Source organism: Ruegeria sp. HKCCD7255 (assembly GCF_013031565.1).
GTDB lineage: Bacteria > Pseudomonadota > Alphaproteobacteria > Rhodobacterales > Rhodobacteraceae > Ruegeria.
The window spans coordinates 265,759-290,347 of sequence record NZ_WQAG01000004.1 but is presented as its reverse complement, the minus strand read 5'-3'; the positions used below and the strand labels follow the sequence as shown (position 1 = coordinate 290,347).

At 59.1% G+C, this 24,589-nt stretch carries 27 protein-coding genes and 1 tRNA gene; 13 read left to right on the top strand and 15 right to left on the bottom strand.

Annotated features, from left to right (window positions below; genetic code table 11):
* Positions 1-300 precede the first annotated feature (300 nt).
* The 6 genes from GOX45_RS10720 to paaZ all read right to left on the bottom strand — a co-directional run bounded on the left by GOX45_RS10720 (position 301) and on the right by paaZ (position 5,316).
* Positions 301-528 carry a hypothetical protein gene (locus tag GOX45_RS10720; RefSeq protein ID WP_171100699.1) on the bottom strand — a complete coding sequence of 76 codons (228 nt, stop codon included), beginning with the start codon at positions 526-528 and terminating at the stop codon, positions 301-303.
* A gap of 357 nt (positions 529-885) precedes the next feature.
* Positions 886-1,155: a hypothetical protein gene (locus tag GOX45_RS10715; RefSeq protein WP_171100697.1), complete on the bottom strand. Its 270-nt coding sequence runs from the start codon at positions 1,153-1,155 to the stop codon at positions 886-888.
* Positions 1,156-1,269: 114 nt separating this feature from the next.
* A tRNA-Met gene (locus tag GOX45_RS10710) sits at positions 1,270-1,346 on the bottom strand.
* Positions 1,347-1,460: 114 nt separating this feature from the next.
* Positions 1,461-2,405 (bottom strand): alpha/beta fold hydrolase, encoded by a 945-nt coding sequence (locus tag GOX45_RS10705; RefSeq protein WP_171100695.1) that lies wholly within the window; start codon positions 2,403-2,405, stop codon positions 1,461-1,463.
* A gap of 25 nt (positions 2,406-2,430) precedes the next feature.
* A complete protein-coding gene (locus GOX45_RS10700) occupies positions 2,431-3,234 on the bottom strand; it encodes a PaaX family transcriptional regulator C-terminal domain-containing protein (RefSeq protein ID WP_171100693.1) in 804 nt (267 codons plus the stop codon).
* Positions 3,235-3,291: 57 nt separating this feature from the next.
* Positions 3,292-5,316, bottom strand: a complete 2,025-nt coding sequence (gene paaZ, locus GOX45_RS10695; RefSeq protein ID WP_171100691.1) for a phenylacetic acid degradation bifunctional protein PaaZ — start codon at positions 5,314-5,316, stop codon at positions 3,292-3,294.
* Between the two features lie 129 nt (positions 5,317-5,445).
* Between paaZ and paaG the strand changes: the two genes are divergently transcribed.
* From paaG to GOX45_RS10670, 5 genes are all read left to right on the top strand, one after another.
* The gene (paaG, locus tag GOX45_RS10690; RefSeq protein WP_171100689.1) at positions 5,446-6,231 is read left to right on the top strand and encodes a 2-(1,2-epoxy-1,2-dihydrophenyl)acetyl-CoA isomerase PaaG; all 786 of its coding nucleotides are present in this window, start codon (positions 5,446-5,448) and stop codon (positions 6,229-6,231) included.
* A gap of 1 nt (position 6,232) precedes the next feature.
* Positions 6,233-6,661 (top strand): hydroxyphenylacetyl-CoA thioesterase PaaI, encoded by a 429-nt coding sequence (gene paaI, locus GOX45_RS10685; protein ID WP_171100687.1) that lies wholly within the window; start codon positions 6,233-6,235, stop codon positions 6,659-6,661.
* Positions 6,662-6,676: 15 nt separating this feature from the next.
* Positions 6,677-7,984 (top strand): phenylacetate--CoA ligase PaaK, encoded by a 1,308-nt coding sequence (gene paaK, locus GOX45_RS10680; RefSeq protein ID WP_171100685.1) that lies wholly within the window; start codon positions 6,677-6,679, stop codon positions 7,982-7,984.
* 21 nt (positions 7,985-8,005) lie between these two features.
* Positions 8,006-8,599 carry a TetR/AcrR family transcriptional regulator gene (locus GOX45_RS10675; RefSeq protein ID WP_171100683.1) on the top strand — a complete coding sequence of 198 codons (594 nt, stop codon included), beginning with the start codon at positions 8,006-8,008 and terminating at the stop codon, positions 8,597-8,599.
* 61 nt (positions 8,600-8,660) lie between these two features.
* Positions 8,661-8,873 carry a hypothetical protein gene (locus tag GOX45_RS10670; protein ID WP_171100681.1) on the top strand — a complete coding sequence of 71 codons (213 nt, stop codon included), beginning with the start codon at positions 8,661-8,663 and terminating at the stop codon, positions 8,871-8,873.
* Here GOX45_RS10670 and GOX45_RS10665 read toward each other — a convergent pair.
* The 7 genes from GOX45_RS10665 to pcaF are packed head-to-tail and all read right to left on the bottom strand — an operon-like array spanning position 8,854 to position 14,454.
* Positions 8,854-9,618: a Phenylacetic acid catabolic protein gene (locus tag GOX45_RS10665; protein WP_171100679.1), complete on the bottom strand. Its 765-nt coding sequence runs from the start codon at positions 9,616-9,618 to the stop codon at positions 8,854-8,856. The genes GOX45_RS10670 and GOX45_RS10665 overlap by 20 nt on opposite strands.
* Positions 9,619-9,630: 12 nt before the next feature.
* The gene (locus GOX45_RS10660; protein WP_171100677.1) at positions 9,631-10,704 is read right to left on the bottom strand and encodes a 2Fe-2S iron-sulfur cluster-binding protein; all 1,074 of its coding nucleotides are present in this window, start codon (positions 10,702-10,704) and stop codon (positions 9,631-9,633) included.
* Positions 10,705-10,718: 14 nt separating this feature from the next.
* Complete coding sequence (gene paaD / locus GOX45_RS10655; RefSeq protein WP_171100674.1) at positions 10,719-11,177, bottom strand: 1,2-phenylacetyl-CoA epoxidase subunit PaaD; 459 nt, start codon at positions 11,175-11,177, stop codon at positions 10,719-10,721.
* A 4-nt stretch (positions 11,178-11,181) separates the two neighbouring features.
* A complete protein-coding gene (gene paaC / locus GOX45_RS10650) occupies positions 11,182-11,940 on the bottom strand; it encodes a 1,2-phenylacetyl-CoA epoxidase subunit PaaC (RefSeq protein WP_171100672.1) in 759 nt (252 codons plus the stop codon).
* Positions 11,940-12,224, bottom strand: coding sequence for a 1,2-phenylacetyl-CoA epoxidase subunit PaaB (gene paaB / locus GOX45_RS10645; RefSeq protein ID WP_171100670.1), 285 nt, complete (start codon positions 12,222-12,224; stop codon positions 11,940-11,942). The genes paaC and paaB overlap by 1 nt, the downstream gene beginning before the upstream one ends.
* Before the next feature lie 19 nt (positions 12,225-12,243).
* Positions 12,244-13,236, bottom strand: a complete 993-nt coding sequence (gene paaA, locus GOX45_RS10640) for a 1,2-phenylacetyl-CoA epoxidase subunit PaaA (RefSeq protein ID WP_171100668.1) — start codon at positions 13,234-13,236, stop codon at positions 12,244-12,246.
* Positions 13,237-13,251: 15 nt separating this feature from the next.
* Entirely contained in the window at positions 13,252-14,454 is a 1,203-nt protein-coding gene (gene pcaF, locus GOX45_RS10635) for a 3-oxoadipyl-CoA thiolase (protein ID WP_171100666.1), read from the bottom strand.
* Positions 14,455-14,744: 290 nt separating this feature from the next.
* Here pcaF and GOX45_RS10630 point away from each other — a divergent pair, with 290 nt between their 5' ends.
* Positions 14,745-16,832, top strand: a complete 2,088-nt coding sequence (locus GOX45_RS10630; RefSeq protein ID WP_171100664.1) for a 3-hydroxyacyl-CoA dehydrogenase NAD-binding domain-containing protein — start codon at positions 14,745-14,747, stop codon at positions 16,830-16,832.
* Between the two features lie 173 nt (positions 16,833-17,005).
* Here the strand turns inward: GOX45_RS10630 and rpe are convergent, their stop codons facing one another.
* On the bottom strand, positions 17,006-17,695 hold the full coding sequence (gene rpe, locus GOX45_RS10625; RefSeq protein WP_171100662.1) for a ribulose-phosphate 3-epimerase: 690 nt from the start codon (positions 17,693-17,695) through the stop codon (positions 17,006-17,008).
* A 164-nt stretch (positions 17,696-17,859) separates the two neighbouring features.
* Here rpe and phnC point away from each other — a divergent pair, with 164 nt between their 5' ends.
* The 5 genes from phnC (at position 17,860) to GOX45_RS10600 (ending at position 22,581) form a co-directional block, all read left to right on the top strand.
* Entirely contained in the window at positions 17,860-18,681 is an 822-nt protein-coding gene (phnC, locus tag GOX45_RS10620; protein WP_171100660.1) for a phosphonate ABC transporter ATP-binding protein, read from the top strand.
* A 66-nt stretch (positions 18,682-18,747) separates the two neighbouring features.
* Positions 18,748-19,650: a phosphonate ABC transporter substrate-binding protein gene (gene phnD, locus GOX45_RS10615; RefSeq protein ID WP_171100658.1), complete on the top strand. Its 903-nt coding sequence runs from the start codon at positions 18,748-18,750 to the stop codon at positions 19,648-19,650.
* Between the two features lie 66 nt (positions 19,651-19,716).
* Positions 19,717-20,598 carry a phosphonate ABC transporter, permease protein PhnE gene (gene phnE / locus GOX45_RS10610; RefSeq protein ID WP_171100656.1) on the top strand — a complete coding sequence of 294 codons (882 nt, stop codon included), beginning with the start codon at positions 19,717-19,719 and terminating at the stop codon, positions 20,596-20,598.
* Positions 20,595-21,944, top strand: a complete 1,350-nt coding sequence (gene phnE, locus GOX45_RS10605; RefSeq protein ID WP_171100654.1) for a phosphonate ABC transporter, permease protein PhnE — start codon at positions 20,595-20,597, stop codon at positions 21,942-21,944. Before phnE (GOX45_RS10610) ends, phnE (GOX45_RS10605) begins: the two co-directional genes overlap by 4 nt.
* Positions 21,945-21,963: 19 nt before the next feature.
* A complete protein-coding gene (locus GOX45_RS10600; protein WP_171100653.1) occupies positions 21,964-22,581 on the top strand; it encodes a chloramphenicol acetyltransferase in 618 nt (205 codons plus the stop codon).
* 159 nt (positions 22,582-22,740) lie between these two features.
* Here the strand turns inward: GOX45_RS10600 and phnF are convergent, their stop codons facing one another.
* Positions 22,741-23,451: a phosphonate metabolism transcriptional regulator PhnF gene (phnF, locus tag GOX45_RS10595; protein WP_171100651.1), complete on the bottom strand. Its 711-nt coding sequence runs from the start codon at positions 23,449-23,451 to the stop codon at positions 22,741-22,743.
* A 103-nt stretch (positions 23,452-23,554) separates the two neighbouring features.
* On the opposite strand from phnF, the gene phnG reads away from it, so the two are divergent.
* Both phnG and phnH read left to right on the top strand, forming a co-directional pair.
* A complete protein-coding gene (phnG, locus tag GOX45_RS10590; protein WP_171100650.1) occupies positions 23,555-24,013 on the top strand; it encodes a phosphonate C-P lyase system protein PhnG in 459 nt (152 codons plus the stop codon).
* Complete coding sequence (gene phnH, locus GOX45_RS10585) at positions 24,013-24,588, top strand: phosphonate C-P lyase system protein PhnH (protein WP_171100648.1); 576 nt, start codon at positions 24,013-24,015, stop codon at positions 24,586-24,588. Before phnG ends, phnH begins: the two co-directional genes overlap by 1 nt.
* Position 24,589: the final 1 nt, after the last annotated feature.

The following is a 24,589-nucleotide window of genomic DNA, read 5'->3' as shown; positions in this document are numbered from 1 at the left end:
ACCCGTATACCTGTCTTACCAATTTCGCGTAGCTCTGCCATGCCAACCTCCCAATAGGTTCCGGACATTCACGGATGTTGCGCGAGTAATTTACTGAAAACAAGTCAGGCTTGTCGCTGGAGTTACTCTCTGGGCTCAACGCAATTGATCAAACCGCAAATTCACCAATCTTTTTCGCGAATGGTAGAAGTGTCCGCGAAACTGCCTTTGGTAGTATGGGGGCAGGCTGCCGCATGTTAGCAACAACTAAACAAACGAGGTTCAATTTCCTATTCGTTCGCAATGTGGCGCCGACGTCTCTCAGTCCTCGACAGTGACATCTTTTAGGATCACCCGTGAGCGCATCTCTCGTGTCGGGTGCTGGCCGACAGCGTGGTATTCGCGCCCGGATACCTTCTCATCGCTCACCACAAAGTGCGCCAGCCCGCCCGAAGGGTGGAGCACCTCAGATCTTTGCCAATCGATCATCTGCTGCGGGTCTCGTGCTACAAGGGCCTCTATCTTCTCGGGTATTGTGTAGGCGGACAAATACTAACAGGGCACTAGAACCTTTTGGCCATGCGATATCCGGTCGACAATTTCTGAATTCTTCATTTCTGCCTCCACCTGGTTCGGGAGGAAGTCTCAAATCAGACTGTCGATTAACCGATGCACAGCACAGACGCGATATGGGATTGCACCCAACGCTTATCTGGTAGTTTGAGATCAAGCGCGCGATTAACAATCTAAATAATAATTTTTTTAGAGGCGCGCGAGTGTGGGAGTGGACACTGCATCTGATCGCGCGAATTTTTGCCCCACCCCCAAAAAAAACGACCCCCCTGGATACACCATGTGGGGGCAGTTTCTGGTGACTAAGCTCACTCAAATACTTGAATTGCAGATCTAACCGTTTACGAGCCTTGGGCCGTCCTTTGCGGCATTGGACCAATCGACTGACATGTCGAGAGCTTCGATTTGGTCAACAAGCGTATCCGTTGTTCTACGGAGCGACTTTGCTATTCCATCGAAAGCTCTTCGTGTTTCCCGATGCAGCCCTGTCAAACCAACGTTGTCGAAGAAGAGAGCGTTATCCATGGCTACAGCCAAGCCCGCTGCTTCCATGGCCAAGCCCAGTATTTCGTCACAGATGTCTTTGGGGGTTTCGTTCTTCATCTCGTTCCCTTTCCAAATTGGTGTTTGAGAAACCAAGTGGTGGGAAAAACGGCGGGACAATCAGAAGACTACCAAAGGTTTGATCTAAAAAACAATAACCTAGCTTTTGTGATTTGGTAGCGGAGGAGGGACTTGAACCCCCGACACGCGGATTATGATTCCGCTGCTCTAACCAACTGAGCTACTCCGCCACGAGTGAAAGGCGATTTACGGGAGGGGGGCGGAGGGGTCAAGAGGGAAAACACGCGCATTCCGCTATTCTTTACTTGCTCAGATGTTTGACACGGCTCAGGCAGAAGAGTGTGCTAGCTCGATTGCTCTGCAACCTCGCGTATAAAGCGGGCGCAGTCGTCGGGTGCGGTGATCAGGATCATATGTCCGCGCCCCTCAAGCGCTTCAAACCTCAGTCCGAATTGGGTCATTGGCGGCCCGTGCATCTCGGATGGCAACACGGGATCATCGGTACCAAACAGGATGCCCCCAGGCACGCTGAGGTCGACATAGCGTCGATTCAGTGCCGCGATGCTGCGCTCAACCCCAAGCACGTCTTGTGACGCAGTTATGAACGCCGAAGGGCGCAGGCCAAGTGCACCCCCGGCGCGTTCCAGAAAGTCAGCAGGCGCAGGTTCTGGGGCGAAGACGTCCTTCAAAACTAAAGGGGCTGTTTTGCGCGCCAGCGGCACGGCGAGTGTATTGCCGATAAAGGTGCGTAGCCAGCCAGTGCGGATCTCAAGAGGTTTGAACACTGCTGGGGTCTCGGGCATTTGTTGCGTCAATGGCGCCAACAGGGCCAGTGCTGTAGTGTTTTCCGGGTAATCCAATGCCATAGCCAAAGATACGGCCCCGCCCAGTGAATGACCCACAAGAATCACCTGATCGACACCCTTTGCCTGAAGAAAGGCCTGTATCATCCGCGCCTGTTCGGGCAGATCAGCCAAGTCAGCGCTCTGGCGCGTGGAATAGCCACAGCCGGGGCGATCCACAGCCAATATGTGAAAATCGTCCGAAAGTTCATCGACCAGCGCATAGGTGAAATGCTGCAGCTGACCGGACAGGCCATGGATCATCACAAGGGTCGATTTTGACGGGTCACCGCGTTCAACATAGTGGATCGTACCGCCCGGTACTTCAACGATCTGGCCCAGTTGCGGAACAGTCGCACGGCCCTGGCGGGTCAACACCCTTGTCCAAATGTGCATCGCGACAAAGAAGGCCGCGATCAGGGCAAATGTGGTCAGAAGAATCGTCATCGTGGTCAAGCTCGCAATCTTGAAACTATTCAGTGGAATTCAGCAGGTCGGGCGACGGGTGGTCCAATGTGTCAAGCAGATCGAAGACCGCCGCGCGGCATTCGGGGCCGAGCCAGTCGGGCGGAAAGAACCCGTCGGGCAGATCGGGCTGACGCAGAACGATGCGCCGCCATCGATGCACCAGCAGGGTTCTGAGCGTTGCCGTTTGCGACGGGCTCAAAGCGTGTTTAGAGGGCCGTGATTTCGATGCGGTTTGCACGGCCTCCAGCAGGGCTTGGCAAGCGAGACACAGATCCTTCGGGCAAAGGCGATCCTGCAGCCATTTGGGGGCGTGTTGTGCCGTGATGGTCACTGACAGTAGCGCGTCGTCCAAATCGGGCGCAGGGCCAGAGCCCAAAGCAATATTCCGCCCGATCGACGCGTATTCCCGGCTGAGAAGGACATCGTCCAGCAATTGCGTTCCAACACCATCTTCGGCGATCAGCAGATGCCAGTTTTGGCTGACATTGCCGGTGCGCGCGTAGATGCGCGGGGTGACAGCAGCAGATTGCGCGCGTCCGAATTCGGTCAGGTAATGGTGCGAGACACGTCCGACCCGGTCGCTTTCGATCCAGCCATCTTTGCGCAACCGGTGAAGGGCCACTCGAACGGCTTCGGGTTTGATCCCCATGGGTTCGATCACCCGGGTGAGCGCACCGCCCGAGATCTGTGCACCCGGATCCTGGGCCAGATCTCCAAAAAGCGAAACAATAATGGACCACACCCGCTGATCACGCGTGTCCGTCAGCGCGGCGACGGCTTTCTCGAACCACGAACTCTGGCTGGTCATGAAGGCACAGTAACCTGCGCGCACTCATAAGAAAATCGGTTTCCTTGCGTGCTGCATTTAGCGGGCGCACATGGTCAGCAATTCGTATTCTGCCACCGGTTCGTCATCCTGATTGGTCAGGGTGACATGCCACCGCACCTCGCCATATTCCTCGTTGCGCTGGGTCTTTTGTTTGACCGTCAGGCGCACTTTGATCGCATCGCCGGGCACGACGGGCTTCATGAAACGTAACCCGTCCAGACCGGTGTTTGCCAGCACCGGGCCCTCATTGGGTTCCACAAACAAACCGGCAGCAAAGCTCAGCAACAGATAGCCGTGGGCTACGCGACCGGGGAAGAACGGATTTCGCGCGGCCGCGGCCTCATCCATATGGGCATAAAAAGTGTCACCGGTGAATCTGGCGAAATGTTCGATGTCATCCAATGTGACGACGCGCGGCGCTGTGTGCAAAGTCTCACCAATTTCCAGCGCATCAAAGCTGCGGGTGAAGGGATGCGCTGGGGTGGTGATCTCGGGCGCGCCGGGCACCCATTTGCCGCCAATCGTGGCCAGCATCCGGGGGGAGCCCTGCACAGCCGTGCGCTGCATGTAATGCATGACGCCGCGCACACCTCCCATCTCTTCGCCACCGCCTGCGCGCCCTGGGCCACCATGAACCATATGAGGCAGAGGTGACCCGTGACCGGTGGATTCGGCCATCGAGTCGCGGTCGTTGATATAAATCCGCCCGTTATACGCTCCGGCCTTCAGCACCACATCACGGGCGACCTGCGGGTCATGGGTGATGAGCGAAGTCACCAGCGAGCCTTGCCCGCGATTGGCAATCTCGACCGCGTGGTTCAGATCGCGATAGCCCATAAGGGTTGAGACGGGACCAAAAGCCTCGGTGTCGTGGACGCGCTGGGCAGTGTCAGGGTCGGTACAATGAAACAGCATCGGCGGCACAAAGGCACCGTTTGGGTCGCCGTTCAACTCGAACGCGTCGGGGTCGCCGAACACGCGATTGGCCTCTTGCCCGATCAACGCTGCTTTGGCCAACACGTCTGCTTTCTGGGCGTTGGATACCAAAGCGCCCATGCGGGTGTCATCAGCACGGGGATCGCCGATGGTGACTTTGGTCAGGCGGGCTGAGACCGCGTCGATCACGTTTTGAACCTGCGTTTCCGGCACGATGATCCGGCGGATTGCGGTGCATTTCTGCCCGGCCTTCGTGGTCATCTCGCGCGCGACTTCTTTGACAAACAGGTCAAACTCGGGTGCGTCCGGTGTCACATCCGACCCCAGGATGGACGCGTTCAGGCTGTCTTGTTCAGCCACGAACCGAACCGAGTTCTGCAGTATGGCAGGCGTCTGCCGCAGTTTCAGCGCGGTATCGGCTGAGCCTGTAAAGCTGACCACATCCTGACATCCCAGCCGATCCAGCATGTCGCCTATGCCGCCGGATACCAGTTGCAGGCTGCCATCGGGCAGCAGGCCGCTCTCCAGCATGATCCGTACCGCCAGCTCGGTTACATAACAGCTGTTGGTGGCAGGTTTCACGATGGCCGGAACACCGGCCAGTAGGGTAGGGGCGAGTTTTTCCAGCATGCCCCAGACGGGGAAGTTGAAGGCGTTGATATGGATCGCCACGCCTTGCAGCGGTGTGCATACGTGCTGGCCCAGAAATGTGCCATTGCGCGACAATTGCTCAACATCGCCGTCCAGGTACACATGCGCATCCGGCATCTCTCGCCGCCCTTTCGAGGCGAAAACGAACATCGTGCCAATGCCGCCATCGATATCGATCAGGTGGTCTTTTTGCGTCGCACCGGTTTCGAAACTCAGATCATAGAGCGCCTGTTTCTGCTCAGAAAGCACCTGGGCCAGCGCCTTGAGCATCTTGGCGCGCTGGTGGAAGGTCAGGGCGCGCAAAGCCGGGCCGCCGATGTCTCGGGCGTGGTCCAACATCGCCTGCGCATCAAGATCGGTGTTGCCAGCGCTGGCAAACGGCGCACCGGTGATAGCCGATGCAATCGTGCGCGCGCCGGGACCAGGCGGAACCCACGCGCCATTTGCGAAACTGGATATTTGGTGCAGGGACATGAGGGCTCTCCTGTTCGTTTCGTCAAGCCGCGGCGTTCAAGGCGCGTGCTTGTCAAAGGTTTGGAATTTATTGACCAACCGTTCGGTTTATGCAAGAAATTTGTGAAACCAGCGCAAAGTGAGCCGGGCATGTCAGATACGATTGTAACGCAAGATCACGGCCAATGGGTCGAAATCACCTTGAACCGCCCGGACCGGCTGAACAGTTTCACTGATGAGATGCATTATGCCTTGCGCGCGGCTTTGGAAGACGCCCGAGATCAGCGAAAGCGGGCCATATTGCTGACAGGGGCCGGGCGCGGCTTTTGTGCCGGACAGGATCTTGGGGACAGGAATCCCGCCAAAATGGATGGCCCGCCGGATCTGGGCGAAACGGTACGCACTTTCTATGCGCCGTTGGTACGCTTGATCCGGTCGCTTAACGTTCCCGTCATCTGTGCTGTCAACGGGGTTGCTGCCGGGGCAGGGGCCAACCTGGCGCTGGCCTGCGATGTGGTTCTGGCCGCCGAGTCCGCCAAGTTCATTCAGTCGTTTTCCAAGGTCGGTTTGATCCCCGACACAGGCGGCAGCTGGCACTTGCCGCGTTTGCTGGGCGAGGCGCGGGCCAAGGGGCTGGCGCTGACGGGTCAGCCCTTGCCAGCACAACAAGCTGCAGACTGGGGGTTGATCTGGAAGGCTCTGCCGGATGCAGAACTGATGCCAGAGGCGCGCGCCATGGCCCAGCAGTTTGCCAATGGGCCCACGCTTGGGCTGGGTCTGACCAAGCAGACCATTCAGGCGGCGGCTACCAATACGCTGACGGACCATCTTGAGCTTGAGGCCGACGCTATGCGGACCTGCGGTCGCAGCGCTGATTATGCCGAGGGAGTCACCGCCTTTCTGGAAAAACGCCCGCCGGTCTTCAAGGGAGAATAGGATGACGCCACAGGACCGTGCAGTAAAAGCAGCCGCCACGATGTGGGGGCGGGATCAAGCTTCGCAATGGGCGGGGATGGGCCTGAAACATGTGGATGAAGGCACTGCGACGCTGACGCTTGAGGTGCAGGCGCATCATTGCAATGGCCACGGGATTTGCCATGGCGGCGTGACCTTCATGCTGGCCGACAGCGCCTTTGCCTTTGCGTGTAACAGCCGAAACGCGGCGACCGTGGCACAGCACAACGTTATCAGTTTCATAGCCCCCGCCCGTCGCGGCGATCTGCTGACGGCGCGCGCCACCGAGCAGAACCTGGCAGGGCGCAGCGGTATCTATGACGTGACGGTGACCAATCAGGACAACGTCAAAATCGCCGAGTTTCGCGGGTTTTCCCGGGCCATTGGAGGAGTGGTTTTTGATGAAAGCTAGAACAGGGGGGATGGCATGAAAGATCTTACACCAAACCGCGCGGATCTTGACCCGATCGAGATCGCCTCGATCGACGAAATCCGCGCCTTGCAATTGGAACGGTTGAAATGGTCCCTGCACCACGCCTATGACAACGTACCGATGTATCGTCAGCGGTTTGATGAGGTGGGCGTGCATCCCGATGATCTGCGCAACCTTAGCGATCTGGCGAAGTTTCCGTTTACCTACAAGAACGACCTGCGTGACAACTACCCGTTTGGTCTGTTCGCTGTTCCACGTGAGCAGATTATCCGACTGCATGCGTCCTCGGGCACAACCGGCAAGCCAACGGTCGTGGGATATACTCAGCGCGATATCGACAATTGGGCTGATCTCGTCGCCCGCTCGCTGCGCGCCAGCGGGTTGCGCAAGGGCGATACCGTCCACAATGCCTACGGCTATGGGCTGTTCACCGGTGGCCTGGGCGCCCATTACGGCATCGAGAAACTGGGCGCGACGGTGGTGCCGATGGGGGGTGGGCAGACGACCAGACAGGTTGATCTGATCACCGATTTCAAACCCGATGGGATCATGGTCACGCCGTCTTATATGCTCAACATTCTGGAGCAATTCCACAAGGTCGGCTTGGACCCGCGCGCATGCTCGCTCTCTGTCGGTATCTTTGGGGCCGAACCCTGGACGGATTCGATGCGGGCTGAGGTCGAGCAGGCTTTCGATATGCATGCGGTCGATATTTACGGTCTGTCCGAGATCATGGGGCCTGGGGTCGCCAATGAATGCGTGGAAACCAAAGACGGTCCGGTGATCTGGGAAGATCATTTCCTGCCCGAGATCATAGATCCCGAAACCGGCGACGTGCTGCCGGATGGTGAAATGGGTGAGCTGGTCTTTACCACCTTGACCAAAGAGGGCTTGCCGATGATCCGCTATCGCACGCGGGATCTGACGCGGCTGCTGCCGGGGACAGCGCGGTCGATGCGGCGGATGGAAAAGATCACCGGACGCTCGGACGACATGATCATCCTGCGGGGCGTCAACGTCTTTCCCAGCCAGATCGAAGAGCAGGTTCTGGCCACCGGAGGGCTGGCCCCTTATTACCAGATCGAGCTTTACCGCGCGGGCCATATGGACGCGATGCGGGTGCATGTCGAGGCGCTGCCGGATGCTGCGGACGAACTCAGCAAAACCGCTGCCGCCCGTATGCTGAGCAAACGCATCAAGGACGTCGTTGGCATTTCGACCGAGATCGATGTCGGCGACCCCGGCGCGGTGGAACGCAGCCAGGGCAAAGCACGCCGTGTGATCGACAATCGCAACAGCTGACCCAAAACCGGAGAACAACACTTGGCCCGAACGATTGCCAAAGATCACGACGACAAGCGCAGCCACATCCTGAAATCCGCCGCACGTGTCTTTGCGCGCGAGGGGTTTGACCGGGCCTCGATGTCGCAACTCGCCCGTGAATGCGGGATCTCGAAGGCCAATATCTACCACTATTACGACAGCAAAGACGCGATTCTATTCGACATGCTGGAAACCTATCTGCATCAGCTGCGCGATGCGATCTGTGGGCTTGATCTGAAAGGGCTGGACGCACAGGCGCGATTGCGGCGTGTAGTGCAAGAGATCCTGGTGGCCTATCAGGGTGCCGACGACGAACACAGGGTGCAGTCGGCGGGGCTGTCTGCCCTACCGGACGAGCAACAGGTTTTGCTGCGTGGCTATCAGCGTGAACTGGTTGTTTTCCTCAGTGATATTCTGGCAGAAAACGCGCCGGCATTGCGCGAAGACAAACGCAGGTTGCGGGCTGCGACGATGTCCGTCTTTGGCATGTTGAACTGGTTTTATATGTGGAACACCGACGCGGATGAGGCCGCCCGCAAAGACTATGCCGCCCTGGTCAGCGATCTGACGCTGAACGGGCTGAAGGGTCTTTAGCGGTGACGTGATTTGGCAAATCCCGCGCGGTCTGTTTCAATACCCGCCACGGAGGACGATCATGCACAAGCCGGAACGGTTCGAAAAGTTCTACTTTGCCAAGGTTGGCCTGGGCGAAGCGTGTGGCTGTGCGGAAAAGGTGATCGACGTCTACGAGTTCAATCGAAAAGGCGGATCACAGGCTACAGGCGCTGTGCAAAAAGCCAAGCCTCGACGCCGCTCCCTACGGTCTTTCGCGTTGAAATACGGGTTGATCAGCCGGGCCCGGCGCTAAGGCCCAGTTGGTTCAGAACCCGCGTCGTTTCGGCCTGCCATCTGGCTTTTAATTCGGACCCCGTCATGCGGCGCAATCCCATTGCCTGCAAGGTCTTGAACTTTTCTGAGTCACTGGCCCCAAAGCTGACGGCGACCCGAGGCCACCAATAGTCCACCGAGGCCTGAAGCTGCGCGTCATTCCCTTGTTCGACCAGTTTCACAACCCCTTCAAGCGCCAGTTCGCCATGATGGGCCTCGATCGGTGCGATCGAACGAAACGCCTCGGCCAGAGGTTGATACGAGACGGTCGAAAATTCGGCCAATTGTTCCGCCACCGCGCGGCTCATCAGCAGGTTCATCACAACCGCATCAACCCAACCGGTCAGCGGGTAGTTGAAGACGGCCAGCCGCATGTCATGTTCGCTGCGGCTGGCGCCGATATCGGCATCCCGGTCCAGACGCGCGGTCCAGGGGTGATGCGTGGCATAGCGCTGTGTATCCGCTCCAAACTCTCCCATGATCTTGAGAACACGATCTGCGTTATCGGTCTTTTCCAGCACGATTTTGGCTGCGGCAATGCGTTCCTTGATCCCCGGACCCTGATTTATGATGTCCGCAAAACCTGCGGCCCCGGCCAGTTCGCTGTCGACAAAAGTTGCCATCAACTTCATCAGCTCGGCCCGGTAGCGCGGAGGCACGTTGGTCGGGTTGGTCAGAACCCCGCCTGCGGCCAGATAGCTGTCGAGGGTCATGCTGTCTGTCATTGGGCCGTCTCCCTATTGGTCGTAATCCACAACAACGCGGTCTGTGACTGGATAGGCCTGGCAGCTTAGGACATATCCTTTTTCGACCTCGTAATCCTCAAGCGCATGATTGGCGAGCATCTCGACCTCGCCCTCGATGACCCGGCAGCGACAGGTCGAACAGACCCCGGCCTTGCACGCAAAGGGCGCGTCCATCGCGTTGTCCAAAGCTGCCTCGAGTATAGATTGATCCTTGGGCATCGTGATCGTTTGCGTTGACCCGTCCAGCGTGACCGAGGCGCTGGTCTGGTTGGCTTGTGATGCCTCATCGCCATTGGTGACTCTGCGTTTGGCCCGCCCGGGTTGCGCACTGGCAAACAGTTCGAACTTGATCTGCCCGTCCTCTAGCCCATGGTCTTTCAGCGCGGCCGCAATGCCAAGCATCATTGGTTCGGGCCCGCAGATGAAGGCCGTATCGACAGTCTTGATGTCGATCCAATGCTCAAAAAGCTGGGCGCATTTCTCTTGGGTAACCAACCCGGTGAACAGGTCGATATCCTGCGCATCGGTTTCCAGAATATGGATGACGTTCAAACGCCCCATATGAAGGTTCTTGAGATCCTCAAGCTCTTCCCGGAACATGATCGTGTTCACGCCTTTATTGGCATAGACCAACGTGAACCGCGACTGGGGCTCTTGCGCCAGCGTGGTCTTCAGGATCGACAGGACCGGCGTGATCCCGGACCCACCAGCAAAACCCAGGTAGTGCTTTTCAGCAGTGGGATCGATCGCGGTGAAAAAGCTGCCCATGGGCGGCATCGCCTGAACCCTGTCACCTGCCTGCAAATCGGTGTTGGCCCAGGTCGAAAACGCACCGCCCTCTACCCGTTTGATCCCCACCTGCAATACGCCCTCATCTTTACCCGCACAGATCGAGTAGGACCGACGCAGCTCCTCGCCGTCAAAATCGCGCCGAAAGGTCAGGTATTGCCCCTGCGTGAAGTCAAAAGCATCTGCCGCATCATTCACGGGCTTTAACGTCACCACCACAGCATCGCGGATAGTCTTGTGTATGTCGGTGACTTCCAGATCATGAAAGCGTGCCATCCGGTGCTCCTCCGTCAGATGCACTTGAAATAGTCAAAAGGTTCCAGGCAGTCGGTGCAGCGCCAATGGGCCTTGCATGGGGTCGATCCGAACTGACTGACCTTCTCAACGGCAGTGCTGCCGCAATGGGGACAGCGCTCGGGCCCACCTGCGGGTTGGGGTGGAGCGATGCCAAATGCTTCAAGCTTGGCGCGGCCCTTGTCGCTTAGCCAGTCGGTGGTCCAGGCTGGGGCAATGCTTGTCTTGATCCGCAGATTGTCGATCCCGTGGTCGCGCAGCGCTGTTTCGATGTCCATGCTGATCACCGATGTGGCCGGGCAGCCGGAATAGGTTGGCGTCACCGTCACCTGCAACATATCGCCTTGCCACCGCACATCGCGCACAATGCCCAGATCAACGACCGAGATTACCGGGATCTCGGGGTCGGGAACCGCGTCCAGCCAGTCCCAGACCTGATCGGTTGAGGCCCGCATGTGCCTACCACTTTGCGCCGGGATAGGCGCGTTGCAGCCATTGCATCTGTGTCAGCAGCTGGCCCAGATGTTCGGTATGCATCCGCCCGTCGCGCCCACCTTTATGGGCAAACCGGCTTTCGGGGATCGTCAGAGTCGCGGTGCTCAAAACGCGTTCGACTAGAGTGTCATACTCAGCGCGCAGATCGGCAGGGTCAGGGGCAATCCCTGCGGCAACCGTCTGCGCATCAACGTCATCGCTTGCAAACATCTCGCCCACGTAAGGCCAGAGATAGTCCAGCGCCTCTTGCATCCGGGCGTGGCTTTCCTCGGTGCCGTCACCCAGCCCGACCACCGTGTCGCCAGAGCGTTCGAGGTGATAGGCGACCTCTTTACTGGCCTTTGCGGCAATCGCTGCGACCCGTTCGTCCGAGGATTTGATCAAGCGCCCCAACATGATCGAGTGCCACGCGTCGAACAGAAACTGGCGCATCAGGGTGCGGCAAAATTCCGCGTTCGGAACTTCGACCAGCAGCACGTTTCTGAAATCCCAGGCATCGCGCAGAAAGGCCAGATCATCGGCGCTTTTGCCACCGTCAATCTCTCCGGCAAGACCCAGCCACATCTGCGTCTGCCCGATCAGATCCAGCGCCGTATTGGCCAGCGCGATATCTTCCTCCAACACCGGTGCGACACCACACCATTCGCTGACGCGATGCCCCAGGATCAGGGTGTTGTCGCCCATGCGCAGCAGAAATTGCAGGAACGCCTCGTCACGGGTCATCACATCGCCCCCACTTCATCGGGAATGTCGAAGAAAGTTGGGTGGCGATATACCTTGCTTTCGCTGGGCTCATACATCGGCCCTTTGTCGCTGGGCGATGAGGCGGTGATCGCGTTGGCCTCGACGACCCAGATCGAGACCCCTTCATTACGTCGCGTATAGACATCGCGCGCGTTCTTGATCGCCATTTCCGCATCCGGCGCATGCAGCGAGCCGACATGGCGATGGCTCATCCCATGCTGCCCGCGAATGAAGATTTCCCACAGGGGCCATTCGTTGTTCATGTGGTGCCCTCCCTAAGCTTTACTCTGCCGCCAGATCGCGTGCGCGTTTCTTGCGCGCGTGGGCCAGCAACCCGTCGCGCACCCATTGGCCGTCATCCCAGGCTTTGTTGCGGGCGGCCAGACGGTCCACGTTGCAGGGGCCGTTGCCTTTGATCACGTCAAAGAATTCGGACCAGTCCGGTTCCGAGAAATCATAGTGCCCCCGGTCCTCGTTCCACTTCAGATCAGGGTCGGGGATCGTCAGGCCCAGATACTCAGCCTGCGGCACCGTCTGGTCGACGAATTTCTGGCGCAGCTCGTCATTGGTATTGATCTTGATCTTCCAGGCCATGGATTGCGCGGAATGGACCGAGTCCTTGTCCGATGGTCCAAACATCATCAGCGACGGGAACCAGAACCGATTCAGCGCGTCCTGCGCCATCCTCTTCTGTTCCGGCGTGCCCTCGGCCATCTTGCGGATTGCGTCATAGCCCTGACGCTGGTGAAAGCTTTCTTCCTTGCAGATGCGGACCATGGCGCGGGCATACGGTCCGTAGGACGTCCGCTGCAGCGGAACCTGGTTCATGATCGCGGCCCCGTCGACCAGCCAACCAACCGCGCCGATATCGGCCCAGTTCAGGGTCGGGTAATTGAAGATCGACGAATACTTCATGCGCCCGTCCAACAACATTTGTGTCAACTCGTCCCGGCTGACACCCAGTGTTTCGGCGGCACAATACAGATAGAGCCCATGCCCGGCCTCATCCTGTACCTTGGCCAGTAAGATCGCCTTGCGTTCCAGCGTGGGCGCTCGGGTGATCCAGTTTCCCTCGGGCAGTTGGCCGACAATCTCGGAATGGGCATGTTGACCGATCTGGCGGATCAGGGTCTTGCGGTAATCATCAGGCATCCAGTCTTTGGGTTCAATTTTGATATCCGCGTCGATCTTGTCTTGAAAGTCGCGTTCCTGCTCGGTCATCTCTTCACGGGATTTCAGGCCCGTACCTGCGGTCTTAACCATCTGAGCGTACATGTCGGGTCTCCTCCCTTACACGCGTTCAAGAATAAGTGCGGCACCCTGTCCGACGCCCACACACATAGTACACAGCCCATAGCGCCCGCCCGTCCGGCGCAGGTGATAGGCGGCGGTCATCACCAGCCGCGCGCCGGACATACCCAGCGGGTGTCCAATCGCGATGGCCCCACCATTGGGGTTCACATGCGGTGCGTCATCCGCGAGGCCAAGCGCGCGCAATGTCGCCAGTCCCTGCGAGGCAAAGGCCTCGTTCAACTCTATCACATCCATCTGTTCGATGCTCAGCCCCGCTCGGGCCAACACTTTGCGCGTTGCCGGAACCGGGCCGATGCCCATCACGCGGGGCTCAACCCCGGCGACCGACATGCCCACCACACGGGCGATGGGTTTTAGGCCGTTCTTAGCGGCTGCGGTCTCGTTCGCCAGCAAAATGGCTGCCGCACCGTCATTGACGCCCGAGGCATTGCCAGCGGTTACCGTCTTGTCCAGCCCGTTGATCCCTTTCAGACCGGCCAGCTTATCCGCAGTTGTTCCGGGGCGCGGGTGCTCGTCGCTGTCGACTACGATTGGATCGCCTTTGCGCTGAGCGATTGTGACCGGGGTGATCTCCTCCTGAAACACCCCGGCCTGGTGCGCCTTCGCCCATCGGGCTTGGCTGCGTTCCGCAAACGCGTCTTGATCGACGCGGTTGATACCGTAATCTTCCGCTACGTTATCCGCTGTTTCGGGCATCGAGTCGATACCAAACTCACTTTGCATCTTCGGGTTCACAAAACGCCAGCCTATCGTGGTGTCATAGATCACAGCATTTCTGCTGAAGGCCGCGCCGGCTTTGGGCATCACAAACGGCGCCCGCGACATGCTTTCCACGCCACCGGCGATGGCCATGTCATAATCTCCGGCCCGGATCGCCCGGGCGGCCATGCCAACAGCATCCATGCCGCTGGCGCAAAGACGGTTGATTGTCGTGCCGGGCACATCCACAGGCAACCCGGCCAAAAGCGCCGCCATACGCGCCACGTTGCGGTTGCTTTCACCGGCCTGGTTGGCGTCCCCGAAGATCACATCATCCAGCGCAGCCCAATCCGCTTGCGGATTGCGCGCCATAAGCGCCGTGATCGGAACCGCTGCCAAATCATCCGGACGCACCCGGCTTAGGCTGCCACCATAGCGCCCGATCGGGGTGCGCTGTGCGTCGCAGATAAAAGCGTCCATTGGATGATCTCTCCGTATTTCAACGTCGCCAATAAGCGACCGATGGGTCGATTAATAAGTGCGTGCGCGATTCGAGGCAAGAGATATGTAACGTGATTTCGCGAAAGACAATAATCTTGTAACGTTATTGTGCGGCCGGTATACGAGGTGAAAAGATGCACGTGATCGGTGCCATCGACGTGCCAGTACCAACAACAGGTGCGGCGATGCAGGCTTGTGTGCGGTCAGACCGCAGGTCAGTCTTGGACAGACCACACAGCCGGCGCGCGGACGTACCAAGGAGGAGCGCAATGACTCAAGCCATCCGATACGAAAAGCACGGGGATATAGCGGTACTCGCCGCACAAAACCCGCCAGTGAATGCATTGGGCGTAGATGTTCGACGTGGCTTGCTGGACGGGCTGGAACGCGCGGAAGCCGAAGGTGCAAAGGCTGTGCTGATCTATGGCGAGGGGCGCACCTATTTCGCTGGGGCTGACATTCGTGAGTTTGGCAAGCCGCTGCAAGAACCTGGGTTGCCCGCGCTGTGTGACCGAATCGAAGCGTCGCCCTTGCTGATCGTATCCGCCCTGCATGGTACCGCGCTGGGCGGCGGGCTCGAGGTGGCTTTGGCCAGCCAATATCGCATCGCCGTCCCAAACGCCAAGATCGGGTTGCCAGAGGTCAATCTGGGAATCCTCCCGGGGGCGGGTGGGACCCAACGCCTGCCGCGTGTTGCGGGGGTCGAGGCCGCGCTCGGCATGATCACCACGGGCCGCCACGTGCGAGCTGCCGAAGCATTGGATCTTGGCATCCTCGACCGCGTGCAAGACGGCGCGCCACGCGAAATTGGCCTGTCCTACGCGCAGGAACTGCTCGAAGAAGGGGCGCAACGTCGTCCGGTTTGCGACATGCCTGCACCCGACCCTATCGACTTTGATGCCGCTTATGACGCGGTGTTGAAGAAGGGCAGGGGTCAGCTTTCTCCTGCAGTTGCAGTACGCGCGGTTCAGGCCGCTTGTGAGGCCGAGAGTTTTGCAGCCGGGCAAGCCCGCGAGCGTGAACTGTTTCTGGACCTGATGGAAACAGACCAGCGAAAAGGTCTGATCCATGCGTTTTTCGCCGAACGCGCGGTGGCCAAGCTGCCAGAGCTTGAGGACATAGAGCCGCGCGAATTGCACCATATCGGCCTAGTGGGCGGCGGTACAATGGGGGCAGGCATTGCAACGGCGATGCTTTTGGCCGGATTACAGGTCACGCTGCTTGAGATGTCCGCCGAAGCGGCACATGCAGCGAAAGAGCGTATCGCAACAAACCTGGCCGGAGCGGTCAAACGCGGCAAGCTTAGCCAGAGCGCGCATGATGACCTGCTGCGTAACCAACTTGCGCTGGCCACGGAATACGACGCATTGGCCACCGTGGACCTGGTGGTTGAGGCAGTGTTTGAAGATATGGAGGTCAAAAAACAGGTTTTTGCCCAATTGAACTCGGTCTGCAAGCCGGGCGCCGTGTTGGCGACCAATACATCCTATCTCGATATCAACCAGATTGCGGCGTCCACCAGCCGTGCTTCAGATGTCATCGGGTTGCACTTCTTTTCCCCCGCGCATGTGATGAAACTGCTCGAGGTCGTGGTGGCCGACAAAACCGCGCCAGATGTCGTCGCGACAGGCTTTGCGCTTGGGCGGCGGTTGAAGAAGATCTCGGTTCGCGGCGGGGTTTGTGACGGCTTTATCGGCAATCGAATTTTGTCCCAATACCGGGCTTGCGCCGATCACATGGTGCTGGATGGGGCCAGCCCGTTTCAGATCGACAAGGCGCTGACTGGTTTTGGTTTTGCCATGGGGCCATTCGCAGTGTCTGATCTGGCGGGGCTCGATATCGGCTGGGCGACGCGGAAACGCAAACGGGCGCTGGGAATGGACCCGCGGGCGCGGGACAGTACCTTTGCTGATGCGCTGTGCGAAGCAGGGCATTTCGGTCAGAAAACAGGACGAGGCTTCTATGTCTATGAATCGGGTCAGCGCAGCGGCACGCCGAACCCTGATGTCATGCCTCTGATCGAGGCGGATCGCGCGGCACAGGGCATCACATCGCGAGAATTTTCCGACGAAGAAATTGTTCAGCGCTATATGACGGCCATGGTCAACGAAGCGGCTAAGGTTGTGGGCGAAGGTATCGCGCGCCGCCCGTTGGATGTGGATGTCACTTTGCTTTATGGCTACGGGTTTCCAAGGTATTGGGGCGGGCCGATGAAATGGGCAGATCTGACGGGCTTGCCAGAGGTTCTGGGCAACATTCAAAACTGGGCCAAGGAAGATGCTTATTTTTGGCACCATGCGCCCTTGCTTGAGCAGTTGGTCGCTGAGGGCCGATCTTTTGACGACCTGAACGCATAGGTCGGACCGCAGGACGACAAAAGGAAATGTTCCCGCGCCCGCGCAAAACTGGCTGTGCCAGTTCCGCGAACGGGCTTGGGCCGGGCATCGCGCGCAGCGCGATGCCCGGCCCAACAAGAGGAGATGTTCCGTTAGGAACGTCGACGATTGGCGGGAGCCGTTCGGCTTAGATGCTAGCCGTTGGTGGACTGGGCCGCGGCCCGAACGGCGCGGATATTTGCACCATAGACCTCCGGTGTGTCCACGGATCCGCCTTTGAACACTGCCGATCCCGCAACCAGCACATCGGCCCCGGCTGCGGCCACCAGAGGAGCGGTTTGCGGATCGACGCCACCGTCGATTTCGATATGGATCGGGCGGTCTCCGATCATCTGGCGCAGCTTGCGGACCTTGCTGGTCATGTCGATGAATTTCTGGCCACCAAAGCCCGGGTTAACCGTCATGACACAAACCAGATCAGCCAGATCCAGCAGGTGTTCCACCGCCTCGGCCGGAGTTCCGGGGTTCAAGGCGACACCGGCTTTCATGCCAGCTGCCCGGATGGCTTGCAGCGTGCGATGGGTGTGCGCACCGGCCTCGACATGAGCGGTCAGGATGTCGGCGCCCGCGTCCGCATAGGCCTGGATGTAAGGATCAACTGGCGCGATCATCAGGTGCACATCCATCACTGTTTTCACATGCGGGCGAAAGGCTTTCACGGCAGGCGGGCCAAATGTTAGGTTGGGAACAAAATGCCCGTCCATGACATCGACATGCACCCAATCGGCGCCTTGTGCCTCGATAGCCTGAATCTCGGCGCCGAAATTGGCGAAATCGGCAGACAGGATCGACGGGGCGATCTTGATGGTGCGGTCAAAGCTCATGGAGGCCTCGTGTCAGCAAAGGAGTCGCGGACGCATATACCCGGGCCGTGGGGCAAAGGACAGCCCCAGCGCAATACGCGCCGTTACAAAACTTTCACCTCATTGACACACAGGTTTTGAACAACCCCGATAGCAGACCGCCCAACAAGAACAGGGGGCATCGCGTGCTGCGTATCACGAAACTGACCAAACGCTTCGGCGATACCAAAGCCGTCGACGCGGCTTCGCTGGATGTCGACAAGCCCTGCATGATCGGGATCATCGGACGCTCGGGCGCTGGTAAATCGACCCTTCTGCGCATGGTTAACCGGCTGACGGATGCCACTGAAGGTCAGATCCTGTTCGAAGATCGCGACATCACGCAGCTGAAGGGCCGAGATAAACGCGCCTGGCAGGCTGACTGCGCGATGATCTTTCAGCAGTTCAATCTGGTTCCCCGCATGGATGTGGTCTCGAACGTTTTGCATGGCACGCTGAACCGCCATTCGACGCTTGCGACGATGTTCAATCTGTTCCCGATGGCCGAGATCCACCGGGCCATTGATATCCTTGATCGTCTGGGCATTGCCGAACACGCTCCGAAACGCGCCGAGGCGCTTTCCGGTGGCCAGCAGCAGCGCGTCGCCATCGCGCGTGCCTTGATGCAGGATCCCAAGATCATTCTGGCCGATGAACCGATTGCCTCGCTTGACCCGATGAACGCTCAGGTCGTGATGCAAGCGCTGCGCCGCATCCACGAAGAGGATGGCCGTACAGTTATCGCCAACCTGCACACTCTGGACACGGCGCGCAGCTATTGTGACCGCGTGGTCGGCATGCGCGACGGGCGGATCGTGTTTGACGGGTTGCCCGAACAACTAACCACCGGCGTCGCCCGCGAGATCTATGGCGCGGATGCCAGCTTCTCGGAAGAGGCGACCTCGACCGAGATCGAAACGCTCGACGCCAACCGCGCGGCCCTGATGGAAGCTGAGGCCACCATCTGAGCCACCCCACCCCTTTCATCGCCCGGCCCGATGAGAGGTCGGGGACATCAACCTGGAGAGAGACAGATGAAAAAACTATTGGCTGCACTTGTTGCGACCACTGCCATGGCCGCGCCGGTTCTGGCTGACGATATCAGCGAGTTCCGCATCGGAATCCTGGGTGGTGAAAACGCCCAAGACCGTCTGAACAACAACGAATGCCTGCGTCAGTACACCGAAGAGACGCTGGGCGTAGAAACCAAGCTATTTGCGCCTGCGGATTACAACGGTGTGATCCAGGGCCTTCTGGGCGGCACCATCGATATGGCCTGGCTGGGGGCCTCTGGCTATGCGAAAACCTATCTGTCTGATTCCGAAGCGGTTGAGCCGGTTCTGGTCAAGGTGAACCTGGATGGCGGTTTCGGCTATTATTCGATCGGTTTTGCTCGCAAAGACAGCGGCATCACCTCGCTGGAAGACATGCAAGGTAAAACCTTTGGCTTCGGTGATCCGAACTCGACCTCGGGCTATCTGATCCCGTCGATCGAAATCCCGCAGGCCACTGGCGCGACCATGGACTCGGGCGACTATTTCGGTGAAGTGAAATTCACCGGCGGCCACGAGCAGACCATTGTGGCGGTTAACAACGGTGACGTTGACGGTGGTGTGACCTGGGCTGATGGCCTCGGCAACTGGGAAGATGGCTTCAACTCGGGCGCCCTGCGTCGTGCCGTGGATGCCGGTCTGGTCGACATGAATGACATGGTCATGATTTGGCAGTCCAAGCCGATCCCGGAAGGCCCGGTTGTTCTGCGCACGGCGCTGCCTGCAGACGTCAAAGAAAAGATGACCGCCCTGATGGCAGGTCTTCACGAAAAAGACCGCGATTGTTTCTATGGTGTTGCGGCTGGTGAGGCCAAAGCGTTCGAGCCGATCACCCATGACGCCTACGAAGTCATCATCGAAGCCCGCAAGCTGAAGTCCAACTAAGCTTGCAGATCAAGTACTCGGGGTCTGGTGGTGCACCAGGCCCCGTTTTTCTCGCAGGAGCACTCCATGGCAGACCTGACCGCAACGGCCGAAAGCGTCGATCAGATACGCGACGAATATACGGCAATGACACGGCGCAAGCGGGTCTATGGTGGTATCCTTCTGATCCTGTTTGTGGCGCTGATGGTGGCGGGATTCCGCACCGCTGACAACCGCAATGCAGGCAGTTTTGTCGATGGTTGGCACCGTATTCTGGATTACCCGGCCGAGGTTCTGTCGGAAGCCTGGGAGAAGATCGCGGAACTGCCAGCCAATCTGGTGACCTTCTTTCCGGCCCTGATCGAGACCATCAACATCGCGGCGGCCTCGACCCTGATCGGCACATTGGCGGGAACCTTTCTGGCGCTGATGTCCACGCGTGGTATGGCGCTGTGGCCCAGACTGATCCCTTTGTTCCGCCGCATCTCGGACGTGTTTCGTGCGATCCCCGAGATCGTGATCGCGCTGGTGCTGATCTTTATTCTGGGCGGTGGCCCGGTTCCGGCGATGATTGCCATTGCCATCCACACCGCTGGAGCGCTGGGCAAGTTGTTCTCGGAAGTGAACGAAAACGCCTCGCTCAAACCGGTGGAAGGCTTGCAATCGGTCGGAGCGAACTGGTCGCAGCGCATGTATCTGGGCGTGATCCCGCAGGTGGGGCCGAACTATGTGAGCTATGCGCTCTTGCGGTTCGAAATCAACATCCGCGCCTCGGCCATCCTGGGTTTTGTCGGCGCGGGCGGGCTGGGATACGAGCTGCGCAACGCGATGTCCTGGGGGCAGGGGCGCTATGATGAGGCTGCAGCGATCTTCCTGCTGCTCTTTGTCACCATCGTGATTGTCGATCAGCTATCGGGTGCCCTGCGGGATCGTCTGACCCATGGTGCCGAAAAAGGAGCCACAGCATGAGCAGCCTGTCGACGGATCTGACAACACAAGCGCTCAAGGTCGATGCCGAGCGTCTGTTCAACAGAAAACGGATCGTGAATTTCGGATTGCCGGGGCTGGTGCTGGTCTATCTGATCTATGTTTTCTTCGCCTTTGACGTCCCGGGCCTGGCAGAGCGTGCCAATTGGGAAAACGGCAAAACGCTGGTGTCCGACAGCTATAGTTACAAAACCCATGTGGAGCGGGACAATCGCAATGGCGAGATCTCGGTGGCCATAGAAGGTGAGCGCAAGGGAGCCTATCCCGATGGCAGCGCGCCTGATTGGGTGGCGCTGGGCGACACGACGGTGATCGATCTGGAAGACGGTCACGTGGTGCGATTTGGCCCCGAGACCGTGGAATATGACATCCCCGGTTATGGCACTGTGCGTGCAACCCCCAGCCGGTCGGCAGGCGTGCAGGCCGAATTACCCGCCGGTGAGGTGCCAGATTGGATCAACCTCTCGAAAAACCGTCTGGCGGTGAAGACCGATGCGGGGCGTCTGACCGTCACGCGCAACCGGTCCGAAGTGTTTCGCTATTTCACCGGGTGGGAGCTGTTCTGGTTCACGCTCGACAGCCCGTATTATGGCAAGGCATTCCCAGAGCTCGCATCGCGGGCCGTTTCGGGTGAGGCCGGAGCAATTTTCAACGATTTCTGGACCAACAAGATGTGGCGGCATCAGGATGTGGCCTGGGCCATTTTCGAAACCATCCTGATGGCGTTTCTGGGCACATTGGGTGCTGGGATGATTGCGCTTCCGCTGGCCTTTTTGGCAACCCGGAACTTCAACCCGCTGCAGTCACTGCGCTTTGCGACACGCCGGGTTTTCGATTTCGTGCGCGGCGTCGACGCTTTGATCTGGACCGTGGTTTTGGCCCGCGCCTTTGGGCCGGGTCCTTTGACCGGAGCGCTGGCGATCTTGGTCACGGACACGGGTACGTTTGGTAAGATTTTCTCGGAAGCGCTTGAGAATGTGGATGAAAAGCAGATCGAGGGCGTACAATCGACCGGTGCCAACGCGCCCCAGCGCTATCGGTTTGGCGTAATCCCGCAGATCACCCCGATCCTGCTGAGCCAGCTTTTGTATTTCCTAGAATCAAACACCCGCAGCGCGACCGTGATTGGCGCGATTACCGGCGGGGGGATCGGGCTGTTGCTGACCCAGGCCATCATCACCCAGAAAGACTGGGAAGAAGTCGCCTATTACATCGTTCTGATCATTCTCATGGTCATGCTCATGGATTGGTTCTCGGGCTGGCTGCGCAGGCGTCTGATCCAGGGCGAGACCGGCAAGTCGCGAAAACCTCGCGCCGTGAAGGTCTGAACGGAAAGGTACGACAGCCATGCCCCGATTGCATCGCGATAAGCCCTTCATCCACCCCGATTGCCAGATCACCGACAGCCAGTTCGGCGAATATGTGGAAATCGGTGCCGGGTCGCGGGTCGCGAACAGCATCTTCGGAGATTACTCCTATTGCGACCGCACCTGCGATATCGCCAATGCGCAGATCGGCAAATTCTCGAACATCGCCAGTTTCACCCGCATCGGCGCGACGGATCACCCGATGGAGAAAGCCTCGTTGCATCACTTCCATTACCGGTCGGCGGATTATTGGGACGATGCCGAGCATGACGCTGACTGGTTTGCCCATCGTGCCAGTCGAATGGCTTTTGTCGGGCATGACACCTGGATCGGACACGGGGCGATAATCAAGCCAGAGGTGACAATAGGACATGGCGCGGTCGTGGCGTCCGGCGCAATCGTCACCAAGCACGTGGCGCCTTATACGATTGTGGCGGGCGTGACGGCACAGCCGATCCGGCGCAGGTTTTCGGAGCCGGTTGCGGAACGGATGATGGCGCTTGCCTGGTGGGACTGGGACAATGGTAAACTGCGCGCGGCCTTACCGGATTTCCGGGCGCTGTCTGCGGAAGCCTTTCTTGAGAAATATTCCGGTTGAGCATTTGCGCGACCCGAAAAGCTGCCGCACCCGCAGGTGCATCGGCTGCGCCGATCCCGCTTGGCGGCTTTGGGCCCGGCGCCGCGCTGCGCGCGGCGCTGCCCCCAACGGGATGAGGCCTCCGACAGGAGGTCGAAGACGGGCGGGAGCCTTTGCGGGTCAGGTCTCGTTCAAGTTCAGTGTCAGGCGCTCACCAACGAAAAAGGTCTTGCCATATTCAACAGGGCGGCCATCAGGATCGGCGTTGATCCCTAAGGAATGCAAGACCGGCGCGCCTTCGGTCACTTGCAGATGCAGCGCTTGGGTTGCGCTTGCGGCACGGGCGGTCAGGCGGGTTGAGATACGCGTGTAATCGGCGACCCCACAGGATTGTAGCGCGTGGGTGACGGATGCGTTCTGCGACAAGCTTTCCAACAGGTCGGGAAAACGCTCTGCCGGGAAAACGCTTTGAAACAGCCCGATGGGTTGGCCATTGGCCAGTGACAGCCCGTCATAGACATGAACCGGATCGCCGGGATTGAGGCCGAGCGCCGCGGCCTCGGCCTCATCTGCCGCTCGGGTGTTCAAAGCCAACACACGTTTCCCGGGGATTTTGCCGCTGGCTGATATGCTCTGATGATAACGCACGCGTTTGCCGATGGGGTAATCCGTGGCATGGGCCGATACAAACACGCCCGCGCCGCGTCTGGCATGAACCAGCCCGCGTTCGGCCAGATCCGACAGCGCGCGCCGCACGGTGTGGCGGTTTACTCCGTGGGTCGCCGAAAGTTGCGCCTCGGTCGGCAGGCGATCACCGGCACGGTATCTGCCTTCGGCGATATCCGCAGTCAGGCTCAACGCGATGGATTTCCAGATCGGTGTCTTGCTCATGTCATCAAAGTTTCACAGGAAGCGGGATTGCGATGGGTTCCGAGTAGGGGTATTATTTGTCTAGTTGTATAGTTGTTGTAGACAACCAAGACAAGAGGCCGCGATGACGGATCAACAGCATTCTGACACAGCCGCACGGCAGGAATGGATGGGCCTTATGGCACGTGCGCCCGAGCCGGCCATCATGGAACTCTGGGATGCGGTCGCTGAGCGTCCAGTCTTTGACTGGTTGCGCAAGCCCGAGATCGGCGGTGTCATGGTGCGCGGGCGGACGGGTGCCACGGGTGCGCCGTTTAATCTGGGCGAAGTTACGGTCACTCGGTGTTCGGTTGTCTTGCAGGATGGGGCGGTTGGTCATGGTTATGTTCAGGGCCGTTCCAAGGCCAAGGCCGAGGTCGCGGCTGTGATTGATGCGATGATGCAGACCCCAGCGGCCGAGGTGATCCGGGCAACCATCATTGATCCGCTCAAGCGCCGGGAGCAAACGGCTCGCACTGCCCGCGCAGCCAAGGCGGCCGCCACGAAGGTCGAGTTCTTCACCATGGCACGGGGAGAGGATTGATGCAGGACCATCACCAATTTGCAGGCGGGTTCAACGATGCCCCACGCGACGCGGCCTATGCCTTTCGTGCGGCGATGACCGCTATGGCGCGTCCGGGTGATATACGAGAAATCGCGGGTGCCGAGCCGCCAGCACCTTTGTCTGTAGCAGCGGGTACTCTGCTGTTGACCCTTTGTGACCCGGACACAGGGATCTATCTGGCGGGCGACACTGACAACCCGGCGGTGCGTCAATGGCTGACCTTTCACACCGGCGCGCCGTTCGTGCGTGCAGCCGATGCCGATTTCGCCATTGGCCGGTGGGAGGATCTTATGCCACTGAATGCCTACCGCATCGGAACACCGGAATACCCGGACCGGTCTGCAACCTTGATCGTCGAATGTGACCAGCTGGAGCCGCGCGGCGCGGTGCTCAGCGGCCCCGGCATCCGGTCCACGGCGCATATGTCCCTGCCGGGCATCGGAGCACTGCAGGGCAATGCGATGCTCTACCCGCTGGGATGCGATTTCTTCTTCACTGCCGGGGACAAAGTCGCAGCCCTGCCGCGCAGTACCCAGATCAAGGCGGAGGCATAGG